Source organism: Streptomyces sp. NC-S4, from assembly GCF_054353315.1.
The window spans coordinates 2,451,179-2,473,960 of the sequence record NZ_CM135937.1 but is presented as its reverse complement, the minus strand read 5'-3'; the positions used below and the strand labels follow the sequence as shown (position 1 = coordinate 2,473,960).

The window sequence follows — 22,782 nt, the reverse complement described above, 5'->3', positions numbered from 1 at the left end:
CCGCCGCGGCGGAGCCCCGCGCCGGACGGCCCGGGCCCGGACTCGACCGGCAGTATCCGGATGGGAGGCGGGCCCGGCAGGATCCGAAGGGGACGGCCTAACCCAGCGCGATGGCCCGCAGTGCCGCCAGATGCCGCTGGTAGACCGCCCGGCCCTCGGCGGTCAGCGAGAGCCAGGTGCGCGTCCGACGCCCGACCCGGCCCTTGTGGACCTCCACCCACCCCGCCTCCTCCAGCGCCGCCACCTGCTTGGACAGCACCGAGTCCGAGACCTCGACCAGGTCCCGTACGAAACCGAAATCGGCCTTGTCCAGCGGAGCCAGCGCCGCCACCACCGACAGCCGTACGGGCGCGTTCAGCAGCGGTGCGAGGTCGTGCCGCGGATGCCCGCTCCGCTTCGGCTCCGCCCCGCCGTCCGCCGTCGGCCCGTCCGTCATGCCGTGCCCCGCATCTCGGTCCAGGCGCCGATGGCCAGGGGCAGCGCACACACCGCCGCGGCCACCGCCGCGAAGGGCACACCGTGGCCGAACAGCGCGGTGCCGAGCGTGACCGTCAGGGCGAACAGCGTCGCCCAGGACGCCACCAGCAGCACGTGCTTCTTCCCGGCCCCCCGCCGCATCACGCGCTGCCGCGCCGCGTACACGCTCAGCCCGGCCACCAGCAGCCCGTTGGTCACCGAGAACACCACCGCCGAGACCGGCCCGTGCCACAGCACGGCCATCGGTACGAGCGCCAGCTGTCCGGCCGCGAACACCCACAGGTAACGCGCGTACCAGCCGCTGCGCTGCCGCGCCGCCCGCTCCAGACCGGCCGCCCGGCCCAGCGCCCCGACCGCCTTCTCCGTCTCCTGCATGGTTCCCCCTCGCTCGCACACGGTGACCAATCCCGGTCGATTTCCACTATGGCGAGTACTTTCCAAACTGGCAAGTCTTCGGTCGCCGTCTCACAGGACGACTGCCCGAGGAACCGGAGGCCCCCGCCACGTATTCTCGGGAACCATGAACATCAGCGACCTCGACAACGGCACCGGCGCGGGCGCGGCAGACGACGCCGCAGGCATCGACGAGAGCGTCACCGCCGAACTCGCCCGCCTGCGCGACAGCATCGACAACATCGACGCAGCCGTCGTCCACATGCTCGCCGAACGCTTCAAGTGCACCCAGCAGGTCGGCCACCTCAAGGCCAGGCACCAGCTGCCCCCCGCCGACCCGGGCCGCGAAGCCAGCCAGATCGCCCGCCTGCGCCAGCTCGCCGAGAACGCCAAACTCGACCCCGCCTTCGCCGAGAAGCTCCTCAACTTCATCATCGCCGAGGTCATCCGCCACCACGAGACGATCGCTGCGGGCGAAGAGTAGAAGCAGGGGGTCCGGCCGCCCACTGGGGCAGCATGGGCCCCATGTCCGCACTGACGCGCAACGAAGCGCAGATCCGAGCCCAGCTCCTCGACGTCCAGCACTACGCCGTCACCCTCGACCTCACCGGCGACGACGAAACCTTCGACTCCACCACCGTCGTCCGGTTCACCGCACGCACCGCCGCAGACACCTTCATCGAGCTCAAGCCCGTCGAACTGCGCTCGGCCACCCTCGACGGCCGCCCCCTCGACCCGGCCACCCTCGCCGACGACCGCCTCCCGCTCACCGGCCTCACCGAAGGCCCCCACGAGCTGCGCCTCGACACCCGCATGCGCTACTCCCGCACCGGCGAGGGCCTGCACCGTTTCACCGACCCCGCCGACGACCAGACGTACGTCTACAGCCAGATGTTCCTGGACGACGTCCAGCGGGTCTTCCCGGCCTTCGACCAGCCCGACCTCAAGGCCGTCTTCGAATTCACCGTCACCGCCCCCGCCCACTGGACCGTCCTCGCCAACGGCATCACCACCCGCACCGGCGCCGCCCCCGACAACAGCGGCGCGGTCATCTGGCAGTCCGCCCCCACCCCCCTCATCTCCACCTACCTCGCCGCCGTCGCCGCCGGCCCCTGGCACAGCATCCGCACCGAACACGCCGGACTGCCCTTCGGCATCCACTGCCGCCAGTCCCTCGCACCCCACATGGACGTCGACGCCGAGGAGATCCTCTCCATCACCAAGGCCTGCTTCGACCGGTACCAGGAGAAGTTCACCGAGCCCTACCCCTTCGACTCCTACGACCAGGCCTTCGTACCCGAGTTCAACGCCGGCGCCATGGAGAACCCCGGACTCGTCACCTTCCGCGACGAGTTCATCTTCCGCTCCGCCGTCACCGACACCGAACGCCAGTCCCGCGCCATGGTCATCGCCCACGAGATGGCCCACATGTGGTTCGGCGACCTCGTCACCCTCGCCTGGTTCGACGACATCTGGCTCAACGAGTCCTTCGCCGAATACATGGGCTACCAGACCCTCACCGAAGCCACCCGCTTCACCGACACCTGGACCGACTTCGGCGTCACCCGCAAGCCCTGGGGCTACGACGCCGACCAGCGCCCCTCCACCCACCCCGTCGCCCCCGCCCCCGAAGACGTCCCCGACACCGCCTCCGCCCTCCTCAACTTCGACGGCATCTCCTACGCCAAGGGCGCCTCCGCCCTGCGCCAACTCGTCGCCTGGCTCGGCGAGAAGGACTTCCTGGCCGGCATCAACACCCACTTCGCCCGCCACAAGTTCGCCAACGCCTCCCTCGCCGACTTCATCGACTCCCTCGCCGCCCACACCGAACGCGACGTCCGCGCCTGGGCCGACGTCTGGCTGCGCACCACCGGCATCGACACCCTCACCCCCCGCATCGAGGAGTCCGAAGGCCGCCCCGACACCCCCGCCGGCTGGACCCTCGCCGTCGACCGCCGCGGCAGCCGCCCCCACCGCATCGCCGTCGGCGTCTACGACCGCGACCCCGCCGACAACCGCTTCCTCGAACTGCGCGAACTCCTCGACCTCGACATCCCCTCCGACGAGATCATCTCCGTGACCGGAGCCCGCCCCGCGCTCCTCGTCCTCAACGACGTCGACCTCACCTACGCCAAGGTCCGGCTCGACGAAACCTCCGTCGAAACCGTCCTGCGCGGCCTGGCCGGCATCCCCGACGCCCTCACCCGCGCCGTCGTCTGGAACGCCCTGCGCGACATGGTCCGCGACGGCGAACTCGACCCGCACGACTTCCTGGCCACCGCCGCCGCACACCTGCCCGAGGAGGACGACCTCGCCATCGTCCAGGGCGTCCTCGCCTTCGCCCGCACCCAGGTCGCCGTACGCTACGTCGCCCCCGAAGAGCAGACCGCGGCGCTCGCCACCCTCACCACCATCGCCCGCGACCTGCTCCGGCGCACCGAGGACGGCTCCGAGCCCGGCATGCGGCTGACCGCCGTACGCACCCTCGTCGACAGCGCCACCCAGCCCGACACCATCGCCGCCTGGCTCACCGACGACACCGTCCCCGGCGGCCCCGCACTCGACCCCGAACTGCGCTGGCGCATCCTCGGCCGACTCGCCGTCCTCGGCGCCGTCGGCGAGAGCGAGATCGACGCCGCCCTCGCCGCCGACACCAGTGCCACCGGCCAGGAAGGCGCCGCCCGCTGCCGCGCCGCCCTCCCCACCGCCGAGGCCAAGGCCGCCGCCTGGGACCGCCTCTTCCACGACGACAGCCTGTCCAACTACCTCTTCAGCGCCACCGCCCAGGGCTTCTGGCAGCCCGAACAGGCCGAACTGCTCGCCCCGTACGTCACCCGCTACTACCCGGAGGCCGTCGCCCTCGGCGCCCGCCGCGGCCCGGCCATCGGCGAAGCCGCCGGCCGCTGGGCGTTCCCCGCGTACGCCATCGACGAAGCCAACCTCCAGGCCGGCCACACCTGCCTCACGAACCCGGACATCATCCCCCTCCTGCGCCGCAAGCTGGTCGACCAACTCGACGACCTCGCCCGCGCCCTGGAGGTCCGTAGCCCGTCCACCGCGAGCTAGCCGGGAGCCGGGCCAGGGCCGGTGACGGGGACGGGGTGGGGTGTCGTCCGGGACGTAAAACGTGATGTATCGGCGCACCCGCTGCCCGTACGCCTCACTCGCCCAGGGCGCCATGAATCATGCAGTCCCGGACGCCCCCCGCCCCGGCCCCACCCGGCCCCGGCCAGGCACCAGCCCCGGCCAGGCGATCCGGTCTTGGCCGCCTGTCCTGGCACCCGGTACCGGGGCCGGGGGCCGGACCGGATCCCGCCCGGCCCGGCCCTGGCCCAGCCACCGCCGAGCCCCCGGCAGGGACCCGGCAGGGACCCGGCCCCCGACCCCGGACAAACCCTGGCGGTTACCCCATTCGGGTCGGATCGTTGTACAGGCCGGGTGCCTCCCACCGCACCCGGCCAGCCCCGGAGGACCCCGATGACCGCGCAGCCCGGCACACGCACACCGCCCCCGCTCGCCGGCGGCCCCGGCGGCGCCGCGGCCCTGCGCCCCCTCCTCGACACCGTCCTCGACGCGCTGCGCACCGGCGCCGAGGACCGCGGCGGCCCCCTTCCCGCCGGCGGCCCCGACACCGTCACCGCCCGCGTCCACGCCGCGCTGGGCGACGTGTTCCCCGCCCACGGCACCGGCGCCCACGAAGCCCTCCGCACCCTCGTACACACCCTCGCCGCCGGGGCCGCCGACCCCGCCGACCCCCTGTGCGCAGCCCACCTGCACTGCCCCCCGCTCGCCGTCGCGGCCGCCGCCGACCTCGCCGTCAGCGCCCTGAACCCCTCCCTCGACTCCTGGGACCAGGCCCCCGCCGCCTCCGCCGTCGAAGCCCTCCTGACCCGCACCCTCGCCGCCGAGTTCTACGACACCCCCCGCGCCGACGCCCTCGTCACCACCGGCGGCACCGAAGCCAACCAACTCGGCGTACTCCTCGCCCGTGAACGCCACGGCCCGGCCCTCACCGTCCTCCACGGAGCCAACGCCCACCACTCCGTCCCCCGCGCCGCCTGGCTCCTCGGCCTGCCCCCGGCCACCGAACTCCCCACCCCCACCGGCACCCTCGACCCCGCCCGCCTCGCCGAAGCCCTCGCCACCACCCCCGGCCCCACCCTCGTCACCGCCACCGCCGGCACCACCGACGCAGGCCTCATCGACCCGATCCACCCCATCGCCGACCTCTGCGACCGCTACGGCGCCGACCTCCACATCGACGCCGCCTACGGCGGCCTCCTCGCCCTCAGCCCCCGCCACCGCGACCGACTCGCCGGACTCGGCCGCGCCCACTCCCTCACCATCGACCTGCACAAACTCGGCTGGCAGCCCGTCGCCGCAGGCCTCCTCGCCGTCCCCGACACCGCCCTCCTCGCCCCCCTCGCCCACCAGGCCGACTACCTCAACGCCACCGACGACACCGAAGCCGGCCTCCCCGACCTCCTCGGCCGCTCCCTGCGCACCACCCGCCGCCCCGACGCCCTCAAGATCGCCACCACCCTGCGCGCCCTCGGCCGCGACGGCCTCGCCGCACTCGTCGACCGCACCATCGACACCGCACACCACCTCGCCCGGCTCCTCGACGCCCACCCCGGATTCGAACTCCACGCACCCCCCACCATCACCACCGTCCTCTTCCGGCCCACCCACGCCGACGACGACCACCTCGCCACCCTGCGCCGCACCCTCCTGCACCAAGGCCGCGCCGTCCTCGGCCGCACCCACGCCGACGGCCGCCTCTGGCTCAAAGCCACCCTGCTCAACCCGCACACCACAGCGGGGGACCTGGACCACCTCATCTCCCTCCTGGAAGGCAGCAGCCACCGATGACCGCCCAGCTCGACGCCCCCCACGACCTCGTCGGAATCGGGATCGGCCCCTTCAACCTGTCCCTCGCGGCCCTCGCCGACGGCCTGCCCCGACAAGGAGCCGGCGAACTCGCCACCGCCTTCTACGACCAGCGCCGCGACTTCCGCTGGCACCCCGGACTCCTCATCGAAGGAGCCACCCTCCAGGTCCCCTTCCTCGCCGACCTCGTCACCCTCGCCGACCCGGCCAGCCCCTGGAGCTTCCTCAACTACCTGAGGCACAAGGAACGGCTCTTCCCCTTCTACTTCGCCGAGCAGTTCCACATCCACCGCGCCGAATACGACGCCTACTGCCGCTGGGTCGCCGACCGCCTCCCCGGACTCCACTTCGGCCACCAGGTCGACGCCGTCCGCTGGAACCCCGAACGCGACCTCTTCGAAGTCGACTTCACCCAACTCGACGCCACTGGCGAAGCCGAAGCCCTCGGCCGCACCTACACCCGCAACCTCGCCCTCGGCATCGGCACCGCCCCCTACGTCCCCGAACCCCTGCGCCCCCTCGCCGACGCCCCCACCGTCCCCGTCATCCACTCCGCCGACTACCTCGACAACCGCGGGCGCATCCTCGGCGCCGAACACGTCACCGTCATCGGATCCGGCCAGTCGGGAGCCGAAGTCTTCCTCGACCTCCTCCGCGCCCGCCCCGCCGGCCGCGAACGCCTCACCTGGCTCGCCCGCACCCCCTCCTTCGCCCCCATGGAGTACTCCAAGCTCGGCCTCGAACACTTCACCCCCGACTACACCCGCTACTTCCACTCCCTCCCCGAACCCGTACGCGACCAGCTCGTCCCCACCCAATGGCAACTCCACAAGGGCATCGACGCCGACACCATCGCCGCCATCCACGCCGAGCTCTACCGCCGCACCCTCCACGGAGGCTGGCCCGACACCGTCCTCACCCCCGGAGTCAGCGTCCGCACCGCCGGCCGCGTCGCCACCACCAAGGTCGAACTCCACCTCGAACACATCGAGCAGGGCACCCGCTCCCGCCTCACCACCGACGCCGTCGTCCTCGCCACCGGATACCAGGAGCGGCCGCTCAGCGGCCTCCTCGCCGGCCTCGACCCGTACCTGCGCAAGGACTCCTCGGGCCGCCCCCGCATCGACGACCGCTACCGGATGATCCTCGACCCCACCGTCACCGGCAGCATCTTCGTCCAGAACGGCGAACGCCACTCCCACGGCGTCGGCGCCCCCGACCTCGGCCTCGCGGCCTGGCGCAGCGCCGCCATCCTCAACACCCTCACCGGCAAGGAGCCCTACCCCCAGCCCGCCCGCACCGCCTTCACCACCTTCGGCCTCGACCAGCGCGAACACACCCGCCCCCGCCCCGCCGGCGAACTCCGCTCCCTCGTCGAACACCCGTAGGAGACTCCCGAACCCCTCGTCGCCGCCGTCCCCGCCCGCCTCCACCGCACCACCCCTGAACGCACGAAGGGCCGGGATCCGCCGCCGCGGACCCCGGCCCCGAGGGCCACCGGCGACCAGCGCCTAGAACACCGGCACGCCCGCCCGCGTCAGACGCCAGTCCACCGACGCGAACTGCGCCGGATCGACGGTCCCCTTCGTCTTCACCCACTGGATGATCGTGTTACGGATCTCGTCCGAGTTCGCCCACACCTGCTTCGCCTGCGGCACGTGCGGGAAGTTGCCACCACCCGAAGCCCGGTAGTTGTTCACCGCCAGCACGAACTGCCCCGCCGGATCCACCGGCTTCCCCTGGAACGACAACCCCGAGATCCGCGAACCCACCGGCTGCGCGATGTCGATGTCGTACACCAGCCCGTACACCGCGTCGTAGTTGTAGTCCGGAACACCCTCGGAGTTCGTCAGCTTCGCCGGATCCACCGCGTCACCCGGCGCCGTCCGCACGAAGTACCGCGCCGAGTACTCCAGGTAGTCCTTCAGCTGCGCACCCGTCAGCAGCCGCGCCTCCATCGTGTTCTCGAACGGGTACAGACCCGCCGCATCCCTGATCGTCACCTGCCCGGCCGGGATCGCCGCCGTCCGCGAGAAGCACGAGGCCTGCGACAGCACCGGCAGCGCCGCCCACTCCGTGCCCGCCAGAGCCGCCTTCACCGTCTCCGCCTGCACGTGGTTGATCAGGTCGATGATCGCGACGTCCTTGACCGGACCCTCCGCCGAGGACATCGCCTGCGTCGAGGTGCCGATCACCTGGTTCACGTACGCCACGACCTTGCGGTGCTCGTCCGACAGCAGCCGCGTGATCTTCGCGTCCTCCGCCACCGTGTTCGAGTTCACGACCTTCGCCGCGACCTTCGCCACCGACCAGCGGCCCTTCTCCCACACCAGCTCGAAGTCGAACAGCGTCAGCCGCTGCCCCCACTTCAGCGGCTCCGACAGCACCACGTCCTTGCCGGTCGCCCGGTTCTTCACCCGGTACTCCGGGATCTCCGTGTGCGCGTGCCCCACCAGGATCGCGTCGATCCCCGGCACCTGCTCCGCCACCAGCGCCGCCGCGTTCTCGATGTACGGCAGCTGGTCACCGTACGAGGACGTACCGCTCGACCCCGAGTGCGCCGACACGATCACCACGTCCGCACCCATCGACCGCAGCTTCGGCACGTACTTCGCCGCCTGCTCCTCCAGCCCCGGGAACGTCATCTTCCCCTGCACGTTCGCCTTGTCCCACAACGCGATGCCCGGGTTCGTCAGCCCCAGCACCGCCACCTTCACATCCCGCCCGCACGGCGTGCGCAGCTTGTGCATGCTGTACGGCGCGAACGCCGGCCGCAGCGTCTTCGCATCCAGCGCGTTCGCCCCCAGCAGCGGGAAGTCGCACTGCTCCTCGAACTTCCGCAGCACCGGTATGCCGTAGTTGAACTCGTGGTTCCCCAGCGCCGCGGCGTCATAGCCGATCGCGTTCATCGCCTGCGCCATCGGGTGCACCGGACCCCGCCGCGCGGTGATCGGATCCACCTTCGCGTAGTAGTACGAAAGCTGCGTGCCCTGGATCGTGTCACCCGCGTCGATCAGCAGCGTGTTGCGCCGCCCCTTCTCCGCCCGCACCTGGTTCACCAGGGTCGAGATCTTCGCCAGACCGACGTCGTTGTGCGCCTTGTCGTCGAACTCCTTGTCCGTGAAGTAGTCCCAGTTGAAGACATTCCCGTGCAAGTCGGTCGTACCCATCACCGTGAACGCGTACGTCCGCGCCCCGGACCCCGACCCCCGCACCTCCTGCGCGGCCGCCGCGGCCGGAGAGCTCGTGGCCCCCGCCAACGCCACGGCCGCACCCGTCGCCGCCGTACTACCCAGGAAAGTCCTGCGGTCGAACGCCATACCATCTCCCTTTTGAGGCTTGAACAACGCGCGTAGATTCTGACCCACCAGTAACAAGCCGCAACACCCCCACCAGGTTTCGATCCGGTGACCGCACCCGAACGAGCGACAGTGCGACAGTGAAACCATGACCCAGGACGCAGCGCACGCATCCCACCAGCCCTACGGAACCCCCGAAGTGCCCCGCGTAGCAGTCCGCGGCGAAGCCCTCCTCGAAGTCGACCCCGAGATCGCCCGCATCGGAATCACCGTCAGCGCCCGCGGCACCGACCGCCGCACCGCACTCGAGGACCTCACCCGCCGCAACAACGCCGCCCTCGACCTCATCAAGAGCTACGGCGACCCCGTCGAAAAGCTCGAAACCGGCGCCTTCTCCATCACCCCCGAACTCACCCGCCACGGCCGCGCCGAACGCGTCCGCGCCTACCACGGCCGCGTCCACATCACCGCCGAACTCAGCGACTTCACCACCCTCGGCGAACTCACCACCCGCCTCGCCGACCTCGAACTCACCCAGATCGACGGCCCCTGGTGGGCCCTGCGCCCCACCTCACCCGCCCACGGCCGGGCCCGCCGCCAAGCCGTCCTCGAAGCCGTCCAGCGCGCCCGCGAATACGCCGAAGCCCTCGGCGCGAACCTCGCCGCCCTCGTCGAACTCGCCGACCTCGGCGCCGAGAACGCCGCCCCCTTCGCCCCCGCCCCCGGCGCCGGCATGCGCACCATGGCCTTCAGCGCCACCGAGGACGCCGGCCCCCCGCCCCTCGACCTCGAACCCCAGCGCCAGACCGTCTACGCACAGGTGAACGCCCGCTTCACCATGACCCCGCCACAACTCTGAAGAACCTACAAAAACCACGCCCGGGGGTGCTCATCAGAGCACCCCCACGCACATTCAACAGTTGTCAACAAGCTTTTGCTCAAAGGTTGTTGAGTGGACACCTGGAAGCGATTACCTACCCGCAGGTAGGGGAATACGCTCGCCTCATGCGCCGAGCGAAAATCGTATGTACCCTGGGCCCCGCAACCGACTCATACGACCAGATCAAAGCCCTGGTCGAAGCCGGAATGGACATCGCCCGCCTCAACCTCAGCCACGGCACCGCCGCCGAACACGAGGAGCGCTACCAGCGCGTACGCAAGGCCTCCGACGAGACCGGCCGCAGCGTCGGCATCCTCGCCGACCTTCAAGGCCCGAAGATCCGCCTCGGCCGCTTCCACGAAGGACCCGTACTCCTTGAACGCGGCGACGAATTCACCATCACCGTCGAAGACCACCACGGCGACCGCCACACCTGCGGCACCACCTACAAAGGCCTCGCCGCCGACGTCACCACCGGCGAACTCATCCTCGTCGACGACGGCCGCGTCACCCTCGAAGTCACCGCGGTCGACGGCCCCCGCGTCCACACCCGCGTCATCGAAGGCGGCATGGTCTCCGACCACAAGGGCCTCAACCTCCCCGGCGTAGCCGTCTCCGTCCCCGCCCTCTCCGAAAAAGACATCGAAGACCTCCGCTGGGCCCTGCGCACCGGCGCCGACGTCATCGCCCTCTCCTTCGTCCGCAGCGGCCGCGACATCGAAGACGTCCACCGGATCATGGACGAAGAAGGCCGCCGCCTCCCCGTCATCGCCAAGATCGAAAAGCCCCAAGCCGTCGAAAACATCGACGACATCGTCGCCGCCTTCGACGGCATCATGGTCGCCCGCGGCGACCTCGGCGTCGAAATGCCCCTCGAACAAGTCCCCATCGTCCAAAAGCGCGCCATCAAACTCGCCAAGCGCAACGCCAAACCCGTCATCGTCGCCACCCAGATGCTCGACTCGATGATCGACAACTCCCGCCCCACCCGCGCCGAAGCCAGCGACGTCGCCAACGCCATCATCGACGGCACCGACGCCGTCATGCTCTCCGGCGAAACCAGCGTCGGCAAATACCCCATCGAAACCGTCCGCACCATGTCCCGCATCGTCGAAGCCGCCGAAGAAGACATCCTCGCCAAGGGCCTCCCCCCACTCACCGACCGCAACAAACCCCGCACCCAAGGCGGAGCCGTCGCCCGCGCAGCCGCCGAAATGGGCGACTTCCTCGACGCCAAATTCCTCGTCGCCTTCACCCAGAGCGGCGACACCGTCCGCCGACTCTCCCGCTACCGCTCACCCATCCCCCTCCTCGCCTTCACCCCCGACCCCGCCACCCGCTCCCAGCTCAACCTCACCTGGGGCGTCGAAACCTTCCTCGGCCCCCACGTCGACTCCACCGACGCCATGGTCGCCCAGGTCGAAGAAGAACTCCTGCGCATCGGCCGCTGCGTACCCGGCGACACCGTCGTCATCACCGCCGGCTCACCCCCCGGCGTCACCGGCTCCACCAACCTCGTCCGCATCCACCACATCGGCGACCCGGTCCACTGACCCACCCCACACACCGCGTCGGGCACCACCACCCGCCCGACGCGGCCCCCGCCCCCGACGGACAGCCATACTGACCCCTCGCGACGAACACCCACGGGGACGGACCAGATGACCAGGCAACCGCCACACACACCGGACACCGGAACCGGGCACGAATGCGAACCCCGCCCGGGCACCTGCCGACTGCCCGAACCATGGATGTGCGACGCGTTCCACGTCGACGGAAGCCTCCGCGACATCACCGTCACCGACACCGACGACACCGACTGGAACCAGGTCCTGCCCCACCTCCGCGCCACCGCCGACCAACTCACCTGGCACCACGGCACCGAGGCGCACGACATCGGCCCGGACGACACCGAGAACCCGATCGCCACACTGGAGGACGACCACGTGGCAACCCTCGGCGTCCGATACGGCCGCACCTGGTTCTCGGCCCATCTGCCGGTCGACGGCATCGAATTCTCCCTCTGGCCCGACGACATCGAGGACGGAGCCCACGTCACCGACGTGCTGCGCTTCCTGACCGCACTGGGCACGGCATGCGACCGCCCCGCCGTCCTCACCGCCGAGACCGTCACCGGCCACCACGAGCTGCCGCCCCTGATCACCTACACCCCGTCCACCAGGACCACCACCCACCGCTGACCCCAGACAGTTCCCTCCTCGCCTACAACCCGGTCGCAACGACGGTCCCCGGCGGGCTCCTCGCCTTGTCGTTCCTCGAGGCCGGCCGCCGATACGGCCGAGACGGGACGCACCCGAGCGGCACCGCCAGTCAGACCGCAGCAGCCCGCGGATAACCCTTTGCCCAGGAGCCCACGGACCGGCTACGTTCTCCCAGCCGTCCACGTTGACCCGGACCGGCACGTCGACAAGGAGGTGTGGAGCACATGCGCAGGACTGCCCAGCAGCTGAGCCCGCGTACGAACCCCTGCCACCTCCTCACGACGGAGACACCTTGTCGCTCCACATCACCCCACTGACCGACCCCGCTCACGGGGCGCACGACCGACGCCTCGCATGGCTGGCGTCCGACGCCGACGCCAACCCGGTCGGGACGGCCTTCCTGCGCCTGTTCGACGGCGGACAAGCACACCTGGCCGAACTGACCCTCCACGTACATCCCGTGGAGCGCCGCAAGGGCGTCGGCTCCCGGCTGCTCGACACTGCCGTGGCCGCCGCCCGGGACAACACCCGACGCCGCGTCGTGGCGCAGGCCCGGGCCGGATCGCCCGGCGACCACTTCCTGCCGGCCCGCGGCTTCCGCAAGGTCCTCACCCTGAGGTACTCCCGCCTGCCCCTGGCCGACGTGCACATCCCCTCCCTGGCAGAGATCATCGAGCGTCCGCATCCCGGCTACCGGCTGGCGACCTGGCAGGGAACCGTCCCCGACGATCTCGCCCGGACCTTCGCCGACTCACGCCGCGCCATGGACGACATGCCCATGGAGGACACCGACCACGGCACCACGACCTGGGACGTGGACCGGGTCCGGGCAGCGGCGAAGGCCGTCGAACAGCGCGGCGACCACCTGCACACCGTCGTCGCCATCGACACCTCCAACGGATCGATCGCCGGGTTCACCGAACTCGTCGTCCCCGGCGACGGCACGGGCGACGCCCAGCACTACGGCACCGGCGTGCTGCCCGAGCACCGCGGACACGGCCTCGGCCGCTGGATGAAAGCCGAGTCGATCCGCCGAGCCCACGGACACTACCCGGACCTCGGCGGCCTCCTGACCGACACCGCCGACAGCAACACGCACATGAGGCACATCAGCGACAGCCTCGGCTACCTGCCCACACACACGACACTGCAATATCAGCTCGACCTGTAGGGACGAGCGGACGGGCCGGATTCGGGCATCACCCCATCCGGCCCGTCCGGCGCTCCCACAACAGGCCCCAGTCGATCAGCTCTGCGCCTCCTCGCGACGTCCAATAGCGGCCGCATCCGGTACGAGAAGCAGCTTGCCAGTAGTACGCCGAGCCTCCAGATCGCTGTGGGCCCGGGCGGCCTCGGACAATGCGTAGCGGCCCGTTACGGTGACCTCGAGCGCCTTGGAGCGCACCCACTCGAACACATCGGCGGCCCGTCGGAGCAGTTCGGACCGATCGGCGATGAAGTCCCCGAGGCTGGGCCGGATCAGGGTCAGCGAACCGCCGTGGGCGAGCCGAATCGGATCGAACGGCGGCACGGCACCACTCGCCGCGCCGAAGAGCACGAGATGGCCGCGGGTACGCAGGCTGGCGAGGCTCGCATCGAAGGTGTGCGCACCGACGCCGTCGAAGACGACCGGCAGCCCCTGACCGCCGTTGAGCCGCCTCACCTCGGCTGCGAGATCGTCGACCGCGGAGGAAAGGATCACCTCGGCGGCCCCGGCACGCTTCGCCAGCTCGGCCTTCGCCGTGGTCGACGTCGTGCCGATCACCCTGCCGCCGAGATGGGTGATGAGCTGGGTCAAAAGCAGCCCCATGCCACCGGCAGCCGCATGCACGAGCACCGTGTCGCCCCCCTGAACCGGGTAGGCGTCCTTGACGAGATAGTGCGCGGTCATGCCTTGGAGGAGCACGGCGGCGGCCGTCTCGAAGTCGATGTCGTCGGGCAGCGGCACCAGCCGCGAGGAGTCCACGACGGCCCGCTCGGCATACGTGCCGGGAGTCTCCACCCAACCGACCCGGTCCCCGACTGCGACGTCAGCGACGCCGGGTCCGACTTCGACGACCGTGCCGGCGCCCTCAGCACCCGGGGTGAAGGGCAGCGGAAGGCTGTACCTCCCCTCGCGGTGGTAGACGTCGAGGAAGTTGACCCCGGATGCGGCGACCTCCACGACCGCCTCGCCCGGACCCGGCCGCGGCTGGTCCACCTCGGCCTCCCGCAGCACCTCGGGACCGCCCACTTCGTACACCTGAATCGCTCGCATGACCCTCCAATTAACGGCTCATCCCCCCAACCCCGTTGATGGCGGTCCGATTCCCGGCGCCTTCCTCACCGGCGCTGGGATCACCGCCGAACGGGTTCTGACCGACAACGGCTCCCGCTACCGCTCACGCGACCGGCGCGACAGCCCGGCGGCGGCCGGGATCACCCACGAACGAACCCGGCCCTACCGGCCCCGGACCAACGGCAAGGCCGAACGCTTCAACCGCACCCTGCTCGACGAATGGGCCTACGCCCGCCCCTACCGGTCGGACATCGACCGCCGCGAAGCGTTCCCCGGCCGGCTCCACCACCGCGGACACACCGCACGTGCAGGCAAACCACCCGCAGGCCGCCGCGTCCCCAACCCAACGAGGCGATACACCTAGTACTTCGGCCCGATGTGGGCGTCCATCAGCGCCACGGAGTCCTTCCGGGCGATGGACACGTTGAACGGATCACTGCCCCGGGCCAGCACCGTCCACCGGACCCCGACCTTGGTCAACGTGTCCGTGCAGAGGCTGCGGATGTCGTCGGACTTGTTGGTGAAGAAGTACCGCGGGTACTCGTAGCGCTTGCCGTTGCGGACGGTCCAGTTGGTGATCCGACACCCGTCGGAGTGGATCAGCCCCCGCAGGAAGTCCCACGGATGGGCGTCGACGATCTCCTGCTGCCAGTCCTCAAGAGTGATCCGCCGCTCGTGCTTCTTGCCGGGCCCGTGCTGCGGGAACAGGCATGTCCAGTGGGTCGAGTGGGACTGAACCTCGACGCATCCCTGTCGCTGTCGGCGGCTTATACGAGGGATCCGCATCACGAGGTGCATGGCTTCTTCGGCAGCGTCGACGAGGCCCGCCCAGGCGGCGTCGCAGAAGATGGAGAGGTGGTGCTGCTTGTACTTCGAGATGATGTGGCCGTCGCCGAGATAGAGGCCGAGGAGATAGGCGTAGGCAGGCCGGTCGAGGCCAAGCTCGGTGCACCTCGGGCAGTCGGCGGGGGGAACGTAGGCTTCGCCACGGTTCTTCCGGTCCTGATGGCGCCACCAGCCGACGGTGCCACGGGGCACGCCGAGACTTTCGGCCACCACTCGGTTGGTCACGCCTCGGCGTAACAGCAGGACTGCTTCTTCGCGTATCGCGGGATTGTGCTCCACAACGCAGGAGCCTCGCCAGTAATCGTCCGGTTGGTCGTAATTCGAAGCTTCGTTCACCGTGACGAGTGAAGATCGCAAAATTCGCTTGGCGACCTTGAATTTGAAGGAGAAGTACCCCGGGTCGGATTCGAACCGACGCTGAATGGGTTTTGAATCCATCGCCTCTACCGCTGGGCTACCGGGGCCCCTTCGAAACGAAGGATACCTAAGACCCTCCGTGTCACAAACATACAGGAGCTAGGTAGGCTCGTGGCAGCTTAACCGCCTTGCACCGAGGAGCATCCGTGACCGCCGAGCACGAGTCGACGCCCACGCCCGACGCCGACCAGTCGCACGTTCCGCCGCTGACGACCCGGGTCGTCATCGCCGAGGACGAGGCGCTCATCCGTCTCGATCTCAAAGAGATGCTCGAAGAAGAGGGCTATTCCGTCGTCGGCGAGGCCGGCGACGGGCAGACGGCCGTCGAGCTCGCGCGCGAGCACCGGCCCGACCTGGTGATCCTCGACGTGAAGATGCCCGTCCTGGACGGGATCTCCGCGGCCGAGAAGATCGCCGAGGAGTCCATCGCGCCCGTGCTCATGCTCACCGCGTTCTCGCAGCGCGACCTCGTCGAGCGGGCCCGGGACGCCGGTGCGATGGCGTACCTCGTGAAGCCGTTCAGCAAGAGCGACGTGGTGCCGGCCATCGAGATGGCCGTCTCCCGCTTCGCGGAGCTGCGCGCGCTGGAGCAGGAGGTCGCGGACCTCTCGCAGCGGCTGGAGACCCGCAAGCTGGTGGACCGGGCGAAGAGCATCCTGCAGACGCAGTACGGGCTGACCGAGCCCGCCGCCTTCCGGTGGATCCAGAAGTCGTCCATGGACCGCCGGATGTCCATGCAGCAGGTCGCCGAGGTGGTCATCGAGGACGCCGAGGCGAAGAAGAAGGAGAGCGGGAAGTAGGTCCCGTCCCGGAACATGCGTGAGGCCCGCCTCCCCCCGAGGGGAGGCGGGCCTCACACGTTGTGTCAGTCCTCGCCGAGGTAGGCCTTGCGGACGTCCTCGTTGTGGAGGAGGTCGCGGCCGGTGCCGGAGAGAACGATCTTGCCGATCTCCATCACGTGCGCGGTGTCGGAGAGCGAGAGCGCCGCCTGGGCGTTCTGCTCGACGAGCAGGATGGTCATGCCCGCGGCCTTGAGGTCCTTGATGGTCGCCATGATCTTCTGCATCATCAGCGGGGACAGGCCCATGGAGGGCTCGTCCAGCATCAGGAGCTTGGGGCGGGACATGAGCGCGCGGCCCATGGCGAGCATCTGCTGCTCGCCGCCCGAGAGGGTGCCGGCGGCCTGCTTACGGCGTTCGCCCAGGATGGGGAACATCTCGTAGGCGCGCTGGACGTCCTGCTCGATGCCCTCCTTGTCGGTGCGCAGGAAGGCGCCGAGCTGGAGGTTTTCGGCGATCGTCAGCCGGGGGAAGATGTGGCGTCCCTCGGGGGAGTGGGCGAGGCCCAGGGAGACGATCTTGTGGGCGGGGACGGCTGCGAGGGGCTGGCCGTCGAAGGTGATGCTGCCGCCCTTGGGCTTGATGAGCCCGGAGAGGGTGCGCAGGGTGGTCGTCTTGCCGGCGCCGTTGGTGCCGACGAGGCAGACGATTTCGCCTTCGTTGACTTCGAAGGAGATTCCCTTGACGGCTTCGATCTTGCCGTAGGCGACCTTGAGGTCTTCGACCTTGAGCAGTGCGGTCACTTGGCTTCTCCTTCCGTGCTGGTGGTGCTGGTGGTGCTGTCCGAGTCGGTGTCGGCCGGGGCGTCGGCGTCGGCCGGGGTGTCGGCGTCCGTCTCCGCTTCGGTCTCGGTACCGGTCTCGGTGGCCTCGGCCTCGGCGTCGGTCTCGGCCGGAGTGTCGGCGTCGGCCTCGGCGTCGGTCTCGGCCGGAGCCTCGGCCTCCGTCTCGGCTTCGGCCGGTGCTGCGGCTTCGGCTGCCTCGACCTCGGCGGCCTCGGCGGCGCCCGGGTCGCCCTCGAAGGGCTCGCCGAGGTAGGCGGCGATGACGCGCTCGTCGCCCTGGACCTCGGACGCGGTGCCTTCGATGAGCTTTTCGCCCTGGACGAGGCAGGCGACGCGGTCGCAGAGGTTGAAGATGAAGCGCATGTCGTGCTCGATGACGAGGACGGCGATGCCCATGTCGCGGATGGCGAAGATGAGTTCTTCGGCAGCGCGGGTTTCCTGCGGGTTCATGCCGGCGGTGGGCTCGTCCAGGAGGATGAGGCCGGGGTCGCTGGCGAGGGCGCGGGCGATTTCCAGCTTGCGCTGTTCGCCGTAGGGGAGGTTCTTGGCCAGGTGCTGGGCCTTGTTCTCCAGGCCGATGAACTCGAGGAGTTCCATGGCGCGCGCTTCGCTGGCGGCTTCGGCCTTCTTGAAGCCGGGGCCGCGCAGCAGGGCGGACCAGAGGCCTTCCTTGGTGCGGGTGTGGCGTCCGACGAGGACGTTCTCCAGCACGGTCATGTTGTGGAAGAGCCGGATGTTCTGGAAGGTGCGGGCGATGCCGGCCTCGGTGACCTTGTGGGGCTTGGGAGGCAGGACGGTGCCCTTGTAGCTGACGGATCCCTCGGTGGGGACGTACAGCCCGGTGAGGCAGTTGAAGAAGGTGGTCTTGCCGGCGCCGTTGGGGCCGATGAGACCGACGATCTCGCCGGAGTTGACCTGGAGGTCGACGCCCTTGACGGCGGTGAGGCCGCCGAAGCGCATGGTGACGCCCTTGGCTTCGAGAACCGTGGTCTTGGTGGTGGTGGTTTCCGTGGTGGTCGTCATGTCGTTCACGCCCCCGCCTTGGCGGTGGCCAGGTCCGCGGGGGCCTGGTCAGCGGTGTCGTCGTGGAACTCGAGCTGCGCGCGCTTGTTGGCGATGAGGCCTTCGGGGCGGAAGCGCATGAGCAGGATGAGGGCGATGCCGAACGCGAGGAGCTGGAAGTCCTGGAGGAAGGCCAGCTTCGCGGGGATCAGGAAGAGCAGTGCGGCGCCGAGGATGGGGCCGCGGATGGTGCCCATGCCGCCGAGGATGACTGCGGCGAGGAGGAACGCGGAGTTCGGCGGGACGGGCCCGGCGAAGACGTAGTTCTCGGGGACGACCGTGCTGTTGACGTGTGCCTGGACGGTGCCGGCGAGGCCGGCGAGGGTGGCGCCGAGGGCGAAGGCGATGAGCTTGACCTTGAAGCCGTTGATGCCCATGGCTTCGGCGGCGGTCTCGTCCTCGCGGATGGCGACCCAGGCGCGGCCGATGCGGCTGCTTCCGGCGCGGGCGAAGACCACGACGACCAGGGCCATGACGAGCAGCATCAGGAAGTAGTAGTTGGCGTAGGCGCCGAGGGTGATGCCGCCGACGACGTGGGACTCCCCGAAGTTCCACCCGAAGAGTTCGAGGTGGGGGATGTTGGGGATGCCGTTGGGGCCGTTGGTGATGTCCGGGCCGGAGGTGCCGTCGAGGTTGCCCATGGCGATGCGGAAGATTTCTCCGAAGCCGAGGGTGACGATGGCGAGGTAGTCGCCGCGCAGGCGCAGGGTCGGGGCTCCGATGACCACGCCGAAGATGAGCGAGGCGAGGGCGCCGACGATGACCGCTGCCCAGAAGGGCAGGTGGATGCCGAAGGCGGATGCGGTGCTTCCGGAGACCAGGGCTGCGGCGTAGGCGCCGACGCCGAGGAAGGCGACGTAGCCGAGGTCGAGGAGGCCGGCGAGGCCGACGACGACGTTGAGGCCGAGGGCGACGGTCGCGAAGATCAGGATGTTGACCGCGATGAGCGTGTAGGTGTCGCCGCTCTGCTGGATGAAGGGGAAGGCGATGGCGGCGGCCGCGGTGCCGATCAGGGTGACCTGGCGGTGCTTTGCGGTGAGGCCGCCGAGGCGGGCGAAGAGGCCGGACTTGTTCAGCGCGAAGGCGGCGAGGCCGACGGTGATCAGGTAGGCGACGAAGAGCTGCGGTTCCTTGTCATCGGTGTCGATGCCGTAGGTGATGACGAAGAGGCCGATGGCGAAGACGCCGGTGATGATGAGGATTTCGGCCCAGGAGGGCAGCTGCTTGGCGGGGGCCGCCTTGCGGGTGTCGTCGGGGAGCTTGCTCACGGCGAGGACCGGGATGAGCGAGCCGACGAGGGCGACGAGGGCGCCGGGTTCCAGGTTGACGGCTCCGCCGAGGACGACGGTGATGGCGATGACCGTGAACCAGGTGGCGGCGAGGTTGCCGAGGGTGAGGAAGAAGAGGGCCTTGCGGGAACCGTTGGGGGTGAGCCAGCCGAGGCCCTTGACGCCGAGCGCGGAGAGCGCGTGGACGAGGGTGAGGGCGGCTCCGGCGACGGTGACGTACTGGATGTTCGCCGGGCTGCCGTAGTAGGTCAGGTCGCCGGGGAATTCGGCGGTCCAGGTCCACGCGAGGAAGGCGCTGACGATGGTGAGGAGGCTGCCGGCGATGACCGCGTAGAGGAGGGTGGTGGGCGCGGGGCCCTTCTTCACCGTGTCGGCGGTCTGCGGGGTGGTGTTGGTGGTCATGGTTCTCACGCCCGATCCGCGACGCGCTCGCCGAGCAGGCCTTGTGGCCGCACGAGGAGGACGACGATGAGGAGTACGAAGGCCCAGACGTTGGACCAGGCGCCACCGCCGAGCTGCGACATGCCGGGGATGTCTTCGATGTAGGCGATCGAGAGGGCTTCGGCGAGTCCGAGGACGACGCCGCCGACCATGGCTCCGTAGATGTTGCCGATGCCGCCGAGGACGGCTGCGGTGAAGGCCTTGAGGCCGAGGATGAAGCCCATCTCGAAGTTGATCTGGCCCTTGTCGAGGCCGTAGGCGACGGCGGCGACGGCGGCGAACGCGGCACCGATGGCGAAGGCCATGACGATGATGCGGTCGGTGTTGATGCCCATCAGCTTCGCGGTGTCGGGGTCCTGCGCGGTGGCCTGCATGGCGCGGCCGCTGCGGCTCTTCTGGACGAAGATGCCGAGGGCGAGCATGCAGAGCGGGGCGAGGATGAGGACGAAGAGGTCCGCGCGCTGGATGGAGAGGCTGTCGGTGAGCTTGAAGGCGGCGCCCTTGAACTCAGGGAAGCTGACGGCCTTCTTGGCGTCCGGGTAGAACTGCCAGACGAGCTGCTGGAGCGCGATCGAGAGGCCGATTGCGGTGATGAGGGGTGCGAGCCGGGGGGCGCTGCGCAGTGGGCGGTAGGCGAAGCGTTCGGCTGCGCAGGCCACGGCGACGGAGGTGGCGGCACCTCCGACGATCATGACGGGTATCGCGATCAGCAGGGAGGTGCCGGTCGGGAGGATGGCGTAGGCGCTGAGGGCGCCGAAGCCGCCGATCATGAAGATCTCGCCGTGGGCGAAGTTGATGAGCTGGACGATGCCGTAGACCATGGTGTACCCGATGGCGATGAGGCCATAGAGAGCACCGAGGGCCAGGCCGTTGGCCAGCTGTTGCGGCAGTTCGTGCACCGCAGGGCCTCCGATGAGCGTGTCGGATAAGACTCCGCGCGAGGGCGCTGTTTGCGCCCTCGCGCGGCGTTGGTTCAGGTGGTACGGGTGTTGCTGGGGACTACGGGCTTACTGGTTGAAGGTGTCGCTCTTGACGTCGACCCACTTGCCGCCCTCGACCTTGTAGACGGTGAGCTGCTTGTTGGTGGTGTCGCCGTACTCGTCGAAGGCGACCTTGCCGGTCACGCCCTCGAAGGAGACCTTGCCGAGCGCCTCGACGACCTTGGCGCGGGCGTCGGTGGGCAGCTTGCCGCTGTTGGCGGCGACGGCGGCCTTGACGGCCTGGATGACGGCCCAGCCGGCGTCGTAGGAGTAGCCACCGTAGGCGGCGTACGGGTCCTTGTAACCCTCGGCCTTGTAGTCCTCGATGAACTTCTTGGCGGTGTCGAGCTTCTCGACCGGGTAGCCGATGGAGGTGGCGAGGTCGCCCTCGTTGGCCTCACCGGAGGCGCTGATGAAGGCCGGGTCCTGGATGCCGTCGCCGCCCATGAGCGGGACGTTGGCGCCGGTCTTCTTGATCTGGTCGGCGAGCAGGCCGCCCTCGGGGTACTGGCCGCCGAAGTAGACGGAGTCGGCGCCGGAGGACTTGACCTTGTCGGCGGTGGAGGAGAAGTCGGTCTCCTTCACGGTGACGTGGTCGGTGCCGACGACCTCGCCGCCGAGCTTCTTGAACTCGTCGGCGAAGATGGCCGCGAGGCCGGCGCCGTAGGTCTGCTTGTCGTCGACGATGAAGACCTTCTTCTTGCCGGCGTCCTTGAAGAGGTACTGGGCGGCGAACTTGCCCTGGACCACGTCGGTGGCGGCGGTGCGGAAGTAGGTCTTGAAGCCGCGCTTGAACTCGCCCTTGCCCCAGTTGTCGCCCTGGCTGAGCGCGGGGTTGGTGTTGGCGGGGGAGACCTGCGCCAGGTTGGCGGAGGCGAAGACGCCCTGCATCTGCTGGGCGACGCCGGAGTTCAGCGGGCCGACGACGCCGAGGACGTCCTTGTTGCCGACGAGCTTGGTGGCGTTGGCCTGACCGGAGGCGGGGACCGCCTGGTCGTCGAGGGCCTCGACCTTGAACTCGATGCCCGGGACCTCGTTGTTCTTGTTGGCCGTCTTGGCCGCGAGGTCGACGGAGTTCTTGATGCCCTGGCCGAGCGCGGAGAGCGAGCCCGTGAGCGGGGCGTCCACACCGATGATGACGGTGGTCTTCTTGCCGCCGCCGTTGTCCTTGGAGTCTCCGCCGTCGCGCGATCCGCAAGCGGTGAGGGTCAGTGCTCCCGTGGTGATCACGGTGGTGAGGACGAGCAAAGAACGGTGTCGCACGATTCTTCCTTTCCCTGGCGCGGCTCTCTCGTGGAGAGGTGCCGTTAGGTCGCCGGGCCGCACTGGGAGGTCCACGGCCGTGCTGATTGCGCCCTGCGGCGCGGTGACTGGCCGTGACTCTAGGCCCGAGGTGGCGAGCACGGGGAGCAGGGAAAGGAGGATGTGACGCTCTTGTTATGCCAAGGCCAAGAATGTGTAGCGGGAGTGTGGACAAATCGGACGTTTTCTTACCTTGGGGGGTGTCCGCATCCTGAGAATTACCTGTTCTCCTAAGGGGCTTGAGGCCTTCATGCTCCTGTCTTAGATCATTTTCGGCCGAATGTGGCTGCGCGTGTCCAAGGGAATCCTCCGAGTGGTCTTTCTTAAGGGAAAAGGCGGATTCCAACCCTTGCGCGCATTACGCAGGGTGACGGTCAAGAGGG

General features: G+C 69.4%; 19 protein-coding genes, 1 tRNA gene and 1 pseudogene. 10 read left to right on the top strand and 11 right to left on the bottom strand.

Going from position 1 to position 22,782, the window contains the following annotated elements; genetic code table 11:
* Positions 1-97: 97 nt before the first annotated feature.
* Together ACXNSR_RS10690 and ACXNSR_RS10685 are read right to left on the bottom strand one after the other, a co-directional pair.
* On the bottom strand, positions 98-436 hold the full coding sequence (locus ACXNSR_RS10690) for a winged helix-turn-helix domain-containing protein (RefSeq protein WP_458641847.1): 339 nt from the start codon (positions 434-436) through the stop codon (positions 98-100).
* Positions 433-852 (bottom strand): hypothetical protein, encoded by a 420-nt coding sequence (locus ACXNSR_RS10685; protein ID WP_458641846.1) that lies wholly within the window; start codon positions 850-852, stop codon positions 433-435. Before ACXNSR_RS10685 ends, ACXNSR_RS10690 begins: the two co-directional genes overlap by 4 nt.
* A 145-nt stretch (positions 853-997) precedes the next feature.
* On the opposite strand from ACXNSR_RS10685, the gene ACXNSR_RS10680 reads away from it, so the two are divergent.
* The 4 genes from ACXNSR_RS10680 (at position 998) to ACXNSR_RS10665 (ending at position 7,148) form a co-directional block, all read left to right on the top strand.
* Positions 998-1,354 carry a chorismate mutase gene (locus ACXNSR_RS10680; protein ID WP_327734936.1) on the top strand — a complete coding sequence of 119 codons (357 nt, stop codon included), beginning with the start codon at positions 998-1,000 and terminating at the stop codon, positions 1,352-1,354.
* A 32-nt stretch (positions 1,355-1,386) separates the two neighbouring features.
* Positions 1,387-3,936 carry an aminopeptidase N gene (gene pepN / locus ACXNSR_RS10675; RefSeq protein WP_458641845.1) on the top strand — a complete coding sequence of 850 codons (2,550 nt, stop codon included), beginning with the start codon at positions 1,387-1,389 and terminating at the stop codon, positions 3,934-3,936.
* A gap of 411 nt (positions 3,937-4,347) precedes the next feature.
* Positions 4,348-5,742: a pyridoxal phosphate-dependent decarboxylase family protein gene (locus ACXNSR_RS10670; protein ID WP_458641844.1), complete on the top strand. Its 1,395-nt coding sequence runs from the start codon at positions 4,348-4,350 to the stop codon at positions 5,740-5,742.
* A complete protein-coding gene (locus ACXNSR_RS10665) occupies positions 5,739-7,148 on the top strand; it encodes a lysine N(6)-hydroxylase/L-ornithine N(5)-oxygenase family protein (RefSeq protein WP_458641843.1) in 1,410 nt (469 codons plus the stop codon). The genes ACXNSR_RS10670 and ACXNSR_RS10665 overlap by 4 nt, the downstream gene beginning before the upstream one ends.
* 123 nt (positions 7,149-7,271) lie before the next feature.
* On the opposite strand, the gene ACXNSR_RS10660 is transcribed toward ACXNSR_RS10665, so the two are convergent.
* Positions 7,272-9,080, bottom strand: a complete 1,809-nt coding sequence (locus ACXNSR_RS10660; RefSeq protein ID WP_458641842.1) for a bifunctional metallophosphatase/5'-nucleotidase — start codon at positions 9,078-9,080, stop codon at positions 7,272-7,274.
* Between the two features lie 127 nt (positions 9,081-9,207).
* Between ACXNSR_RS10660 and ACXNSR_RS10655 the strand changes: the two genes are divergently transcribed.
* The 4 genes from ACXNSR_RS10655 to ACXNSR_RS10640 all read left to right on the top strand — a co-directional run bounded on the left by ACXNSR_RS10655 (position 9,208) and on the right by ACXNSR_RS10640 (position 13,332).
* Positions 9,208-9,918: an SIMPL domain-containing protein gene (locus ACXNSR_RS10655; RefSeq protein WP_458641841.1), complete on the top strand. Its 711-nt coding sequence runs from the start codon at positions 9,208-9,210 to the stop codon at positions 9,916-9,918.
* A 146-nt stretch (positions 9,919-10,064) separates the two neighbouring features.
* Positions 10,065-11,492, top strand: coding sequence for a pyruvate kinase (pyk, locus tag ACXNSR_RS10650; RefSeq protein WP_458641840.1), 1,428 nt, complete (start codon positions 10,065-10,067; stop codon positions 11,490-11,492).
* A 198-nt stretch (positions 11,493-11,690) separates the two neighbouring features.
* Positions 11,691-12,140, top strand: coding sequence for a hypothetical protein (locus ACXNSR_RS10645; RefSeq protein WP_458641839.1), 450 nt, complete (start codon positions 11,691-11,693; stop codon positions 12,138-12,140).
* Positions 12,141-12,453: 313 nt separating this feature from the next.
* Positions 12,454-13,332, top strand: a complete 879-nt coding sequence (locus tag ACXNSR_RS10640; RefSeq protein WP_458641838.1) for a GNAT family N-acetyltransferase — start codon at positions 12,454-12,456, stop codon at positions 13,330-13,332.
* 75 nt (positions 13,333-13,407) lie between these two features.
* Here ACXNSR_RS10640 and ACXNSR_RS10635 read toward each other — a convergent pair whose 3' ends face one another.
* The gene (locus ACXNSR_RS10635) at positions 13,408-14,418 is read right to left on the bottom strand and encodes a quinone oxidoreductase family protein (RefSeq protein ID WP_458641837.1); all 1,011 of its coding nucleotides are present in this window, start codon (positions 14,416-14,418) and stop codon (positions 13,408-13,410) included.
* A 58-nt stretch (positions 14,419-14,476) separates the two neighbouring features.
* Here ACXNSR_RS10635 and ACXNSR_RS10630 point away from each other — a divergent pair.
* Positions 14,477-14,803: pseudogene (locus ACXNSR_RS10630) on the top strand (integrase core domain-containing protein); the annotation flags it as partial.
* On the opposite strand, the gene ACXNSR_RS10625 reads toward ACXNSR_RS10630, so the two are convergent.
* Positions 14,800-15,546 (bottom strand): transposase, encoded by a 747-nt coding sequence (locus ACXNSR_RS10625; RefSeq protein ID WP_458643261.1) that lies wholly within the window; start codon positions 15,544-15,546, stop codon positions 14,800-14,802. The pseudogene ACXNSR_RS10630 and the gene ACXNSR_RS10625 overlap by 4 nt on opposite strands.
* A gap of 130 nt (positions 15,547-15,676) precedes the next feature.
* Positions 15,677-15,749: transfer RNA gene (locus ACXNSR_RS10620), tRNA-Leu, on the bottom strand.
* Between the two features lie 99 nt (positions 15,750-15,848).
* On the opposite strand from ACXNSR_RS10620, the gene ACXNSR_RS10615 reads away from it, so the two are divergent.
* On the top strand, positions 15,849-16,502 hold the full coding sequence (locus tag ACXNSR_RS10615; RefSeq protein WP_030008501.1) for an ANTAR domain-containing response regulator: 654 nt from the start codon (positions 15,849-15,851) through the stop codon (positions 16,500-16,502).
* 65 nt (positions 16,503-16,567) lie between these two features.
* On the opposite strand, the gene ACXNSR_RS10610 is transcribed toward ACXNSR_RS10615, so the two are convergent.
* From ACXNSR_RS10610 to ACXNSR_RS10590, 5 genes are all read right to left on the bottom strand, one after another.
* On the bottom strand, positions 16,568-17,284 hold the full coding sequence (locus ACXNSR_RS10610; RefSeq protein ID WP_458641836.1) for an ABC transporter ATP-binding protein: 717 nt from the start codon (positions 17,282-17,284) through the stop codon (positions 16,568-16,570).
* Positions 17,281-18,348 carry an ABC transporter ATP-binding protein gene (locus ACXNSR_RS10605; protein WP_458643260.1) on the bottom strand — a complete coding sequence of 356 codons (1,068 nt, stop codon included), beginning with the start codon at positions 18,346-18,348 and terminating at the stop codon, positions 17,281-17,283. The genes ACXNSR_RS10610 and ACXNSR_RS10605 overlap by 4 nt, the downstream gene beginning before the upstream one ends.
* Positions 18,349-18,353: 5 nt before the next feature.
* Positions 18,354-20,078 (bottom strand): branched-chain amino acid ABC transporter permease, encoded by a 1,725-nt coding sequence (locus ACXNSR_RS10600; RefSeq protein ID WP_458641835.1) that lies wholly within the window; start codon positions 20,076-20,078, stop codon positions 18,354-18,356.
* A gap of 5 nt (positions 20,079-20,083) precedes the next feature.
* Positions 20,084-21,016: a branched-chain amino acid ABC transporter permease gene (locus ACXNSR_RS10595; protein ID WP_458641834.1), complete on the bottom strand. Its 933-nt coding sequence runs from the start codon at positions 21,014-21,016 to the stop codon at positions 20,084-20,086.
* Positions 21,017-21,124: 108 nt separating this feature from the next.
* Complete coding sequence (locus tag ACXNSR_RS10590; protein WP_458641833.1) at positions 21,125-22,360, bottom strand: branched-chain amino acid ABC transporter substrate-binding protein; 1,236 nt, start codon at positions 22,358-22,360, stop codon at positions 21,125-21,127.
* Between the last annotated feature and the right edge of the window lie 422 nt (positions 22,361-22,782).